Below are 12624 nucleotides of genomic sequence, written 5' to 3'. Positions count from 1 at the left end.
CAGAAATAGGGAGTTAAATTATAGCTCCAAGGTAAATGAAAAATAGAACAATGAATGCAATAACAATCCCAATAACAATCCATGTCCAGTGAAAATGCATGTTTTGTGGTTCTCTATCAGCTTCATTGGCATAGAGTGGGTTATATGGCATCGTTCTATGTTGCATAGACTGATTTGGTGTGGAGACACTATTAGCAGAAGTATTAGTATTTCTGTTAGGAGAAAGCAACTGATGTTTTAGGGCAAGAGGGTCACTCTGGTTTAATAATCGCTGATAAAAGGACTGAATCCACAGAGTATCATCTGAGGTAGCGAGCGAACCAGGAGATGTATTGATATCATGGCTGAGCTGATTTCTGAGATAGAGCAGATATTTCAGCTTTTTTAAATCAGAATTCCAGTTGGGAATCATTCTTGCAACTGAAAAGGGAGTATGCTCCATATCTTCAATATAATATTTAATACCGCTTTTATAGTTTTTCTCCCGCTCTTTCTGATACAGATCATCACAAAAGCTGGCTGACTTTTTGTATGCTTCATAAAATTCATTATCGGTTGGTGTCATTTTTTACTCCCCCTATTATTTCTTTGCAATGCGGTCGGCCTCTGTAATCGGACGGAGAACACGGCATGGATTACCGGCGGCAACGACATTGGAAGGAATGTCCTTTGTGACGACGCTTCCGGCACCGATAATGGTATTTCCACCAATGGTGACACCTGGAAGAATGGTGACATCACCGCCCATCCAGACGTTATCGCCAACAGTAATCGGAAGCGCCTTTTCCAGCCCAAGATTGCGTTCTTCGGCGATGGTAGCATGAACGGCTGTATACATGCCGCAGTTTGGACCGATAAAACAGTGGCTGCCAAGAGTGATTGGAGCACAGTCCATCAGATAGGCATTGTGATTGATAAAGCAATCAGAGCCAATGTTACAGTTATAACCATAATCGGTATAAAATGGGGAGAGAATGGTAACACGTTCACCCATTTTTGGAAGCAGTTTTTTAAGAATATCTTCCCGTAGCTCCTTTTCCTTTGGTGCAGTATGGTTGAAAGTGAAATATAAATCTTCGGCTTTCTCACGTTTTTCTGATAATTCCTGGTCATAATTGGCATCATACCAAAGTCCCAGCTTCATTTTTTCTGATTCTGTCATAGGAAACCTCCTGATTCGTTACAAATAGTAATTGTATAAAATTAATTGAAAATCATATTACAAAAACCACACATCCGGATTCGTAGATGAGATGCAGACTGCTCCGGCATTCAGCATGGAAACTACATCTTCTTTATCGGAAATGAGCCCGCCGGTAATAACCGGAACTTTTGAAAGCCGGCATATGCGGGATACAACATTAGGCATCAGTGCCGGCAGGATTTCAATGTAATCCGGTTTTACAGAACGAAGCTGCTTTTCAATGCTGTCATAAGCCATGGAATCAATGACGAAGAATCGCAGAATCGTGGAAAGCTCTAATTCCCTGGCTCGTTTGATAAGGACTGGTTTTGTAGTGATAATTCCGTCGGCGTGGGTGTATTTGCGGATGAAATCCACAGCAATCTCTTTTCCGGATAGGCCATTGATTAAATCGATATGTACCATAGCCGTTTTCCCTGCAGCTTTGACCTTATCTACAATATCTGCAATATTGCAGATGTCTCCAAACAGGATAAAAATAACCTGACTGTCGCAGGTGAGACATTTTTCCAATCCTGCCATATCCTTGATGGCTGCAATAATCGGAGAATTATCCATAGCATCTTTACAATTTGAAAGCATAGTAAAACCGCCTTTCTACGCATCCTATTTTCGTATTTATAAATATTATACCGTCATTTCCGGAAATGATAAAGGAAAACTATAGGATAAAAAATATAAATTTGCGGAATTTTATGAACATACGGAACGCATGTAAAAACAAGTATGCCAGCATCCGACCCCTCAATCAGATACTGGCGCACCAAAACAGTTATTCCCCTGGAATAAATATTTATCAGAATGATGTGAATCATTTGATAACAATGAGATTATAATTTTGCAGGAACATTTTTTGTGGCAACAATATCCACGCCGGTGCCTGCAACGTCCTGAACCAGAATATCTCCGATAGAGACCGGTGCAGGAACAGTGATGCCACAGAGAGCATTGATAATTGCAAAAATCTTTTCTTTTGGGATATCCTCTTTGGTTTTGCAGGACACCATCGGAATCGTGCCACCGGATACCCGGACGGTAGAAGTTACGATTCTGGTTGGATGGGTAACTTCCTTACGGGCATAAGCATCGCCGCGTTTGCAGGTGTTGCCGGTAACATCAAGAATTTCTGCATTTTCCATGGTTACGGTAATAGAGCAGCCTAAAGGGCAGCCGATACAGGTTAATTCACGTTTTTCCATCCTCTTACGCCTCCTCTATACAAATGGTAATCTGCTCTAAATCAGGGCAGTTGGTAAGCTGTTCTTTGGTAAGGACAACGGATTCCATCTCGCCCGGAGCCATAACCGGACGTTTCCGGAAGCTGATACGTTCTTTGCCGAAGTAAGTGGCAATTCCGCAGTTTTTATAAATTTGTCCCACGCGGAACCGGACAGTAACTTTGTCTGCCATAGCCTCCGGCCGGATGTATTTTGGAACGGTATAGCGGACGCCACCGGTTGGAATAATTTCGACAGATGGCTGGCTGCATTCGGAAACGGATGCATCGGAATGCTGGCTGCTGGTATTACATGCATCAGCAGTGTTGCCGGATAAAATATAATGTGCAGCATTCGCTCCGGCGATACCGGCTTCTTCAGAAACATAATCCACCAGGTCATGGACATGCAGGACATTTCCACAGGCAAAAACACCGGAAATACTGGTTTCTAAGCTGTCATTTACAACAGGACCGGAGGTGACCGGATTTAAAGTGACACCGGCACTGCGACTTAATTCATTTTCCGGAATCAGACCACAGGATAAGAGGAGCGTATCGCAGGAATAATATTCTTCTGTACCGGCAATTGGCCTTCCATCGGAGCCGACTTCTGCAATGGTAACACCGGTGACACGCTCTTTTCCTTCAATATCAATAACGGTATGGCTTAATTTCAACGGAATATCAAAGTCATTCAGACATTGAACAATATTACGCTTGAGACCACCGGAATAAGGCATCAGTTCTGCTACGACTTTTACTTTGGCGCCCTCTAAGGTCATGCGGCGTGCCATAATCAGACCGATATCACCGGAGCCTAAGATAACGACTTCTCTGCCAGGCATATAGCCTTCCATATTGACAAGACGCTGTGCCGTTCCGGCGGAGTAGATACCTGCCGGACGATAGCCCGGAATATTAAGGGCACCACGGCTCCGCTCCCTGCAGCCCATGGCAAGGATAATTGCTTTTGCCTGAATCTCGAACATGCCATCTTTCCGGTTCATGGCAGTTATTTTTTTCTTATGGGAGATATCCATTACCATAGTGTTTAATTTGTAAGAGATGCCAAGAGAGAGTACTTTTTCAATAAAGCGGGAAGCATATTCCGGTCCGGTCAGCTCTTCCTTAAAGGTATGAAGTCCAAAACCGTTGTGGATGCACTGGTTTAAAATGCCGCCAAGCTCTTTGTCACGTTCAATAATGAGAATATCATTTATTCCATTTTCTTTTGCGGATACAGCGGCTGCAAGTCCTGCAGGACCGCCGCCAACGATTACTAAATCATATGATTTCATGGCATTTCCTCCTGAATCTCTTTGTTATAACCATAGACAAACTGCGATGAGCCACCACATTTGCTGATGTCCGTCATTTCCATAGGAACTTCTCTGGAAAGAATTTCCATGGTACGCGGGGAACAAAAGCCTGCCTGACAGCGTCCCATGCCTGCTCTGGTACGACGCTTGATGGCATCTAAAGAGCGGGCACCCAGCGGGCGGTGAATAGCATCGAGAATTTCTCCTTCTGAAATCATTTCACAGCGGCAGATAATGTTTCCATAGGCAGGCTGCTTTTTAATCAGTTCATTTCTTTCATCTAAGGAAAGCTCTTCTGGTCGTAAAATTCCTTTGCGGGTGGCAATGAAATTTTCTTTTTCGGTTAAATGCATCTTATCCTGCACCAGTCTGGCCATCATGACGCCAATGGCTGGTGCAGAGGAAAGTCCTGGAGATTCGATACCAGCGGCATCAAAAAAGCCGGGAGCATCAGCTGCTTCGCCGATGATAAAGTCGCCATTATCTTCATGGGCACGTAGTCCTGCAAAAGAAGTAATGACCTGACGCATCGGAAGATTCTTAACGCTGTGGGAGGCTTTTTCGGAAAGAGAAGCAAGTCCTTCTCTGGTGGTATTGCTGCCTTCTTTGTTATCGGTATCCTCTGCGGTCGGACCAACGAGAAGATTGCCGTGAACCGTAGGAGTAACCAGGACACCTTTTCCCATTTTACCCGGTAGCTGGAAAATCGTATGGGATACATGAGTTCCGGCAGATTTATCAAGAAGCTGGTATTCACCTTTACGGGCGGTAATGTGAAGTTTTTTGCTGCTTACCATATTGTGAAAAACATCTGCATATACACCGGTAGCGTTGATAACAGTTTTTGCGGTGATATCCTGCTTATCAGTGGAAATCAGGTATCCATCTTCTAGGCTGGTGATAGAAGTTACAGCAGTATTTAAAAAGAATTCAACGCCATTTGCAACGGCATTTTCCGCGAAGGCAATTGTCATATGAAACGGACAGACGATACCACCTGTGGGTGCGTAGAGAGCACTTGTGACATGGTCGTCTAAATTTGGCTCCATGGTGTGTAAGGCTTCGCGGCCAAGAATGCGTAAGTCTTTGACCCCGTTTTCTTTCCCCTGTTCCAAAAGACGTTCCAATTCGCTGGCATCCTGTTCATCGGTGCAGACCACCAGAGAACCGTTTCGTACAAAAGGAATGTCCAGATCCTTAGAGAGAGTATCCATCATGGCATTTCCTTCTACATTAAGCTTTGCTTTCAGTGTGCCCGGTTTTGCGTCAAATCCGGCGTGGATAATGGCACTGTTGGCTTTGGAGGTTCCGCAGCAGACATCCTCTTCCCGTTCAATGACACAGATGCCTGCCTGATAGCGGGATAACTCTCTGGCAATGGCACAGCCGGTGACTCCGGCACCAATAACTGCAATATCGTACATATAAAACTCCTTTCTGCTGGCAACAAAAAAAGCAAGATAAATAAAAGCGATGCTCTCGCTCTTCTTTACCTTGCTCTCGTCTCTTGGTAATTCAATCTTTATTTATGCATATTATAACATGAATTGGAATGGGTGACAATTCCTTTTTTACAGTAAAATGAAAAACATAATTTAGGCGAGTGACGAGAAAATGTCAGAAAATTTGAAAAACAGGTATCACAAAGTTTTGCCCTATGCTATACTAGAACTATGGGAAAAACAGAGCATCAGAAACTGAAAATATTATATATATTAGAACTGCTGTATGAACAGACGGATGAGAAGCATGCTGTCAGGATGAGGGATATTATAGCATATCTGAATCAGAAAGGTATTTCGGCAGAACGTAAAAGTATTTATCGGGATTTGGAGATGCTGCAGGACTTTGGTGTGGATATTTTAAGGGAACAGGAGTACCGAGGCGGATATTATATCGGAAGCCGTGATTTTGAACTGGCAGAATTGAAACTTTTGGTGGATGCGGTGCAGTCATCGAAGTTCATTACACAGAAGAAATCAAGAGAGCTGATACATAAGTTGGAGAAGCTGGTCAGCGTCTATGAGGCAAAACAGCTTCAGCGTCAGGTAGTGGTAACCAACCGGAATAAGACCATTAATGAGAATATTTATTATAACATTGATATGATTTACAATGGAATTTCCGGAGATGTAAAAATCCGTTTTCAGTATTTTTCGTGGAATATCGAAAAAGAAATGGAGCTTCGACGGGACGGAGCATTTTACGAGGTGAGTCCGCTGGTGCTTTCCTGGGATGACGAGAATTATTATCTCATAGCATATGATGAGGAAGATAGGATTATCAAGCATTTCCGCGTGGATAAGATGCTTAAGATTTCACTGACCAGAAAGAAACGGGAAGGTCTTAAGCAGTTTGAAACCTTTGATATTGCATCTTATTCAAAGAAAACTTTTGGTATGTTTGCCGGTGAGGAAGAAACGGTGACACTGCTTTGTGAAAATGATATGATTGGCGTGGTGATTGACCGGTTTGGGCAGGAAGTAAATGTCAGAAAAGCAGATGATATGCATTTTAGAGCAAGACTTCATGTGGCAGTCAGCGGACAGTTTTACGGCTGGCTTTGTGGTCTTGGAGAAAAGGTTGAGATTATTGAGCCGGCAGAGATGAGAGAAAACTATGTGACATATCTTCAGAGGATACAGAATAAATACAGTTAGCAGGTGATGGGAAGAATGGAGACAGAAGTTAAGTATTGTAAGATGTGCAGAAAGGCATTGCCGCCTTTGTCAGACAGGGAATACTGTTATGCCTGTGAGGAACTGCTTCTTTTTGATAAAGTGCGGGAATTTGTACGAAACAATGATGTAAATGAATATCAGGTGGCAGAGTATTTTGATATTCCGGTACGGATGGTAAAGCAGTGGATTAAAGAGGGAAGAATTGAATATAAAGAAAAGGATAAAGCAGGTATTATGTCGAATTATTGTTCCCGGTGCGGACAGCCGGTTTCCTTTGGAACACTTTGTCCACAGTGCCTGCGTCTTTTAAATGGAGAAAAGGCCAGAATGATTGGCTTCTCAAAACCGGAAGAAGGGGAAGAGGGCGAGATGCGTTTCTTAGACGGAGAAAGAAAGTAAGCAGTACTGCTTTGATTTTAGGTTATATTTGTAAAACAGAAACAGCCTGTGATTTTCATGATGTATCATGAAAATTACAGGCTGTTTTTAAAATAAAGTCTATTTCTGCTTTCTGATTTCAGTTGCTGCTTTAATAAAGCCTTTGAATAAAGGATGTGGACGGTTTGGTCTGGATTTTAATTCCGGATGTGCCTGGGTTGCTACGAACCAAGGATGTCCAGGAATTTCAACCATCTCTACAATACGTCCGTCTGGAGAAAGACCACACAGCTTCATGCCGTTTTCGGTAAGGATATTACGGTAATCATTGTTTACTTCATATCTGTGACGATGTCGTTCATGAATGGTTTCTTCTCCGTAAACCTGATAAGCAAGGGAATCAGTATCCAGAACACATGGGTAAGAACCGAGACGTAAGGTTCCACCGATGTCTTCAATGCCATCCTGATCCGGCATCAGAGCAATAACAGGATGTGTGGTATTCGGGTCCAATTCGATGCTGTGCGCGTCATTGAGTCTGCAGACGTGTCTTGCATATTCAATGATAGCAACCTGCATACCAAGACAGAGACCAAGGTATGGAATTTTATGTTCTCTTGCATATTTTGCAGCAGTAATCATTCCTTCTACACCACGGTCACCGAAACCACCCGGTACAATAATTCCGTCAGAATTACCAAGAATTTCTTCTGCATTTTCATCATTTAATAATTCGGAATCTACCCAGTTTAAATTAACGGTTGCACGCTCGGCAATTCCACCATGTTTTAATGCTTCTACAACAGAGATATAGGCATCATGAAGCTGTGTATATTTTCCGACTAAGGAGATATTTACCTCCTGAATCGGATTGCGTAATGCTTCTACCATATCGGTCCAGTCTTTTAAATCCGGCTCCGGACATGGAAGATGAAGAGAATCGCAGGCAACCTTTGCCAGATTTTCTTTTTCCATGGCAAGTGGTGCTTCGTAGAGATATTCTACGTCCAGATTCTGCAGCACATGGTCATTTGGCACATTACAGAATAAAGCAATTTTATCTTTTAAACCCTGGTCTAAAGGATGCTCGGAACGGCATACGATAATATCCGGCTGGATACCCATTCCCTGTAATTCTTTTACGCTGGACTGTGTCGGTTTGGTCTTTAATTCACCGGATGCCTTGATATAAGGAATCAGTGTTACATGAATCAGAATTGCATTTTCATGTCCGACTTCATGCTGGAACTGTCTGATGGACTCTAAGAAAGGCTGGCTTTCGATATCTCCGACAGTACCACCGACTTCAATGATGGCGATATGTGTATCATTGGAAGTAAAGTTACGGTAGAATCGGCTCTTGATTTCATTGGTAATATGTGGAATTACCTGAACAGTACCTCCACCAAAGTCTCCACGGCGTTCTTTCTGAAGTACAGACCAGTAAACCTTTCCGGTAGTAACGTTAGAATTCTTGGTAAGACTTTCGTCAATGAAACGTTCATAATGGCCTAAATCCAGGTCGGTTTCTGCTCCATCATCGGTAACGAAAACTTCACCGTGCTGGATTGGGTTCATGGTACCCGGGTCAATATTGATATACGGGTCAAATTTCTGCATAGTAACCTTGTAGCCTCTGGCTTTTAACAGACGGCCAAGTGATGCAGCAGTAATGCCCTTTCCGAGACCGGAAACGACTCCACCGGTGACAAAGACGTATTTTACAGGCATGGTAGTTCCTCCTTAAATGTGTGTATATGGTTAAAACTTAGATAGACCGACAGTGAATGCGCCGTCGGTCTCATTTTTTCTCAAACTTAGTCTATTATACAACGACAGTAAAAATAAATCCACAAAAATTTATAAAATATTTAGAAAAGAAAGGAAAACTTAACAGAGTTATTATTGATTTATCCGGGCAGATTACATATAATAAGAACTATATTTTGGGAGAGTTTCGAGAATCATATACGGAGGATACAATGGATAACCTGTTTAATAATGGAAATAATAATCAGAATGGTGGAAATAATAACCAGAATAATGGGAATAATAATCAGAACGGCGATAAAAAGGGCGGTAATGGCCAGATGATACTGGCATTTGTTATCATTACTCTTGTGACGCTGTTCTTTATGAGTCTTTTAAACCGTTGCAGTGCAGATATGACTTCCCAGCGGATTACCTATACGGAATTTGTCCAGATGGTAAAGGATGACAAGGTAGAAAAGGTCGAAGTAGGTGCAAACCAGTATAATATCACACCAAAGTCAGATGATAAGACGCTGGTAAAGATGACCTATTATACCGGATTTATTAAAGATGAAAATTTATTAGATCTCTTAAATAAACACAAGGTAGAAATTGACGGATATATTCCGAATAATACATCGACATGGGTATTTAATATTTTAAGTATTGTATTGCCTTTGATTATTATCTGGATTATTTTTGGCGCAGTCATGAAGAAGGCCGGCGGCGGAATGATGGGAGTCGGCAAGAGCAATGCCAAAGTATATGTAGAAAAGACAACCGGTGTAACCTTTAAGGATGTTGCCGGACAGGATGAAGCAAAAGAATCTTTACAGGAAGTGGTAGATTTCCTGCATAATCCGAAAAAATACCGTGAAATCGGAGCAAAACTTCCGAAGGGAGCATTGCTTGTAGGACCTCCTGGAACCGGTAAAACGCTGCTTGCCAAGGCAGTTGCCGGAGAAGCAAATGTTCCGTTCTTCTCACTGGCCGGTTCTGACTTTGTAGAGATGTTTGTAGGTGTCGGTGCATCCCGGGTAAGAGATTTGTTTAAGGATGCCCAGAAACAGGCACCATGTATCATATTTATTGATGAGATTGATGCCATCGGCAAGAGCCGTGACAGCAGATTCGGCGGTGGAAATGATGAGCGTGAGCAGACCTTAAACCAGCTGCTGGCAGAGATGGATGGATTTGATACTTCAAAGGGGCTTTTAGTTCTGGCAGCAACAAACCGTCCGGAAGTACTGGATAAAGCGTTACTTCGCCCGGGCCGGTTTGACCGTAGAATTATTGTAGATAAACCGGATTTGAAGGGTCGTCTTGAGACGCTGAAGGTACACTCCAAAGATGTGCATATGGATGAATCCGTAGATTTGGAAGCAATTGCTCTGGCAAGTGCAGGACTGGTTGGATCCGATCTTGCAAATATGATTAATGAAGCTGCTATTAATGCAGTAAAACATAACCGTAAATTTGTAAATCAGAGTGATTTGTTTGAAGCCTTTGAAATCGTGGCAGTTGGTGGAAAAGAAAAGAAAGACCGTGCCATGAGTAATCATGAGAAGAAGATTGTTTCTTATCATGAAGTAGGTCATGCAATGGTTACTGCATTACAGAAGAATACAGAACCGGTACAGAAAATTACTATCGTACCAAGAACCATGGGGGCATTGGGATACACCTTGCAGACACCGGAAGAAGAGAAATTTCTTGAGACCAAGGATGAATTAATTGCCAAGATAACGACTTATATGGCAGGCCGTGCAGCAGAAGAACTGGTATTCCATTCTGCAACCAGTGGAGCAGCAAATGATATTGAAAATGCGACCAAGATTGCAAGGGCAATGATTACACAGTTTGGTATGTCAGATAAATTTGGCATGATGAGTTTGGCTTCTGTAGATAATGCATATCTGGATGGCGCAGCACATTTGAATTGCGGCGATGAGACAGCGGCACAGATTGATGAAGAAGTCCGTACCATGATTCATAACTGCTATCAGGAGGCATATCAGCTCTTAGAAGAGAATCGCGAGGTATTAGACCATATTGCGGATTATTTATATGAACATGAAACCATTACGGGTAAAGAATTTATGAAGATATTCCGTGAGTTAAAAGGGCTGCCGGATCCGGATGAGGAAAAGAAGGAAGAAGAGGACCAAAAAGAAGAGAACGGGAATGACGTTTAATATTAAAGAAGAATTAAAGAAGCTTCCGAATCAGCCGGGGGTCTATATCATGCATGATGCCAGTGATGCCATTATCTATGTAGGTAAGGCAGTAAGCCTTCGAAACCGGGTACGTCAGTATTTTCAGGCGTGTCATGACGAAGGAATCAAGAAAGACCAGATGGTAAAGAAGATTACCCGGTTTGAATATATTATCACTGATTCGGAATTAGAAGCACTGGTATTAGAATGCAATTTAATAAAAGAACACAGACCGAAGTATAATACCATGCTCCGGGATGATAAGACTTATCCCTATATAAAGGTGACTCTGGGGGAAGAATTTCCCAGGGTTCTCTTTTGCCGTCAGCTGAAAAAAGACAAATCCAGATATTTTGGTCCATATACCAGTGCCGGTGCGGTGAAAGATACGATAGATTTGTTGAAAAAAATTTATCATTTAAGAACCTGCAACCGGGTATTGCCAAGAGATATTGGAAAAGAACGTCCGTGCCTTAATTACCATATTCATCAGTGTCAGGCACCCTGTCAGGGTTATATTTCCAAAGAGGAGTACCGGGAGAAAATCAATCAGGCAGTAGATTTCTTAAATGGCAATTATCAGCCGGTTTTAAAAGAATTAGAAGAGCGTATGATGCAGGCATCGGAAAATATGGATTTTGAGCGGGCAATTGAGTACCGGGAACTTTTAAACAGTGTAAAACAGGTGGCACAGAAGCAGAAAATCACCAGTTCCGACGGAGAGGATAAAGATATAATAGCTCTTGCAGCCGATGACCGGGATGCGGTAGTTCAGGTATTCTTTATCCGGAGTGGCAGGCTTATAGGAAGAGAACACTTTTATGTAACTATTGCCAATGAAGACAGTAAGGAACAGATACTGACGACATTTTTAAAGCAGTTCTATTCCGGAACACCATATATCCCGAAGGAAATCATGCTGCAATATGCAGTTGAGGATGCAGCAGTTATTGAAGACTGGCTGACTAAGAAGCGTGGTCAGAAGGTAGTACTCCGGGTACCGCAGAAAGGAATGAAGGAAAAACTGGTGGAGCTGGCAGAGAAAAATGCCGCACTGGTATTGTCCCAGGACAGGGAAAAACTAAAGCGTGAAGAAGGCAGGACAATCGGTGCAATGAAAGAAATTGCATCCTGGCTGGATTTAGAAAAGTTAGAACGCGTGGAAGCCTATGATATTTCCAATATCAATGGATTTGAAACGGTAGGTTCCATGGTGGTTTATGAAAAGGGAAAACCACAGCGTAGTGATTACCGGAAATTTAAGTTAAGAACTATCACGGGACCGGATGATTATGCATCCATGCACGAGGTTCTGACCCGCAGATTTACCCATGGACAGGAAGAAAGGAAAATTTTACAAAAAAAAGGGCTGGATGACCAATATGGGGGATTTACAAAGTTCCCGGATTTGATTATGATGGATGGTGGAAGAGGTCAGGTAAATATTGCTCTTCAGGTGCTGGATGAACTGCATCTTTCCATACCGGTCTGTGGAATGGTAAAAGATGATCATCACAGGACGAGAGGATTATATTATCAGAATATAGAGATACCGATAGACACTTCCGGTGAAGGATTTCATTTGATTACAAGAATACAGGATGAAGCACATCGGTTTGCTATAGAATATCATCGTTCTTTACGAAGTAAGGAACAGGTGCATTCTGTGCTGGATGATATCCCGGGAATCGGGCCGGCACGAAGAAAGGCGCTGATGCGAAGGTTCCAGTCCTTAGACGCAATTCGCAGTGCATCCATAGAAGAATTGTCTGGGACAGAAGCGATGAACGAAAAAGCAGCGGAAGAAGTATTCCGCTTTTTCCACAGGGGAGAGGAAAAATAAAAAGAAAAAGGA

The 12624-nt window shown here is 42.5% G+C and carries 11 protein-coding genes; 4 read left to right on the top strand and 7 right to left on the bottom strand.

Annotated elements, in window-relative coordinates:
• Positions 1-13: 13 nt before the first annotated feature.
• The 6 genes from DXB43_RS12675 to DXB43_RS12650 form a co-directional block, all read right to left on the bottom strand.
• Entirely contained in the window at positions 14-565 is a 552-nt protein-coding gene (locus DXB43_RS12675) for a DUF6548 family protein (RefSeq protein ID WP_117947737.1), read from the bottom strand.
• Positions 566-580: 15 nt separating this feature from the next.
• Entirely contained in the window at positions 581-1162 is a 582-nt protein-coding gene (locus tag DXB43_RS12670) for a sugar O-acetyltransferase (RefSeq protein ID WP_117947736.1), read from the bottom strand.
• Between the two features lie 57 nt (positions 1163-1219).
• Positions 1220-1786 (bottom strand): glycerol-3-phosphate responsive antiterminator, encoded by a 567-nt coding sequence (locus DXB43_RS12665; RefSeq protein WP_117947735.1) that lies wholly within the window; start codon positions 1784-1786, stop codon positions 1220-1222.
• A gap of 248 nt (positions 1787-2034) precedes the next feature.
• Complete coding sequence (locus DXB43_RS12660) at positions 2035-2403, bottom strand: DUF1667 domain-containing protein (protein ID WP_117696644.1); 369 nt, start codon at positions 2401-2403, stop codon at positions 2035-2037.
• Positions 2404-2407: 4 nt separating this feature from the next.
• A complete protein-coding gene (locus DXB43_RS12655; protein ID WP_117947734.1) occupies positions 2408-3721 on the bottom strand; it encodes an NAD(P)/FAD-dependent oxidoreductase in 1314 nt (437 codons plus the stop codon).
• Entirely contained in the window at positions 3718-5166 is a 1449-nt protein-coding gene (locus DXB43_RS12650) for an NAD(P)/FAD-dependent oxidoreductase (protein ID WP_117947733.1), read from the bottom strand. The genes DXB43_RS12655 and DXB43_RS12650 overlap by 4 nt, the downstream gene beginning before the upstream one ends.
• 249 nt (positions 5167-5415) lie before the next feature.
• On the opposite strand from DXB43_RS12650, the gene DXB43_RS12645 reads away from it, so the two are divergent.
• Entirely contained in the window at positions 5416-6402 is a 987-nt protein-coding gene (locus DXB43_RS12645) for a helix-turn-helix transcriptional regulator (protein ID WP_117947732.1), read from the top strand.
• Between the two features lie 15 nt (positions 6403-6417).
• The gene (locus DXB43_RS12640) at positions 6418-6822 is read left to right on the top strand and encodes a hypothetical protein (RefSeq protein WP_022243589.1); all 405 of its coding nucleotides are present in this window, start codon (positions 6418-6420) and stop codon (positions 6820-6822) included.
• 99 nt (positions 6823-6921) lie between these two features.
• Here DXB43_RS12640 and DXB43_RS12635 read toward each other — a convergent pair whose 3' ends face one another.
• The gene (locus DXB43_RS12635; RefSeq protein ID WP_117947730.1) at positions 6922-8532 is read right to left on the bottom strand and encodes a CTP synthase; all 1611 of its coding nucleotides are present in this window, start codon (positions 8530-8532) and stop codon (positions 6922-6924) included.
• Positions 8533-8783: 251 nt separating this feature from the next.
• Here DXB43_RS12635 and ftsH point away from each other — a divergent pair, with 251 nt between their 5' ends.
• Positions 8784-10748: an ATP-dependent zinc metalloprotease FtsH gene (gene ftsH / locus DXB43_RS12630; RefSeq protein WP_117947729.1), complete on the top strand. Its 1965-nt coding sequence runs from the start codon at positions 8784-8786 to the stop codon at positions 10746-10748.
• Complete coding sequence (uvrC, locus tag DXB43_RS12625; protein WP_243006679.1) at positions 10738-12612, top strand: excinuclease ABC subunit UvrC; 1875 nt, start codon at positions 10738-10740, stop codon at positions 12610-12612. The genes ftsH and uvrC overlap by 11 nt, the downstream gene beginning before the upstream one ends.
• Positions 12613-12624: the final 12 nt, after the last annotated feature.

It is taken from the genome of Roseburia sp. OM04-10BH (assembly GCF_003462605.1).
Classification (GTDB): domain Bacteria; phylum Bacillota; class Clostridia; order Lachnospirales; family Lachnospiraceae; genus Roseburia_C; species Roseburia_C amylophila.
The sequence above is the reverse complement of the archived record's forward strand: the minus strand, read 5'-3'. Positions and strand labels throughout refer to the sequence as shown.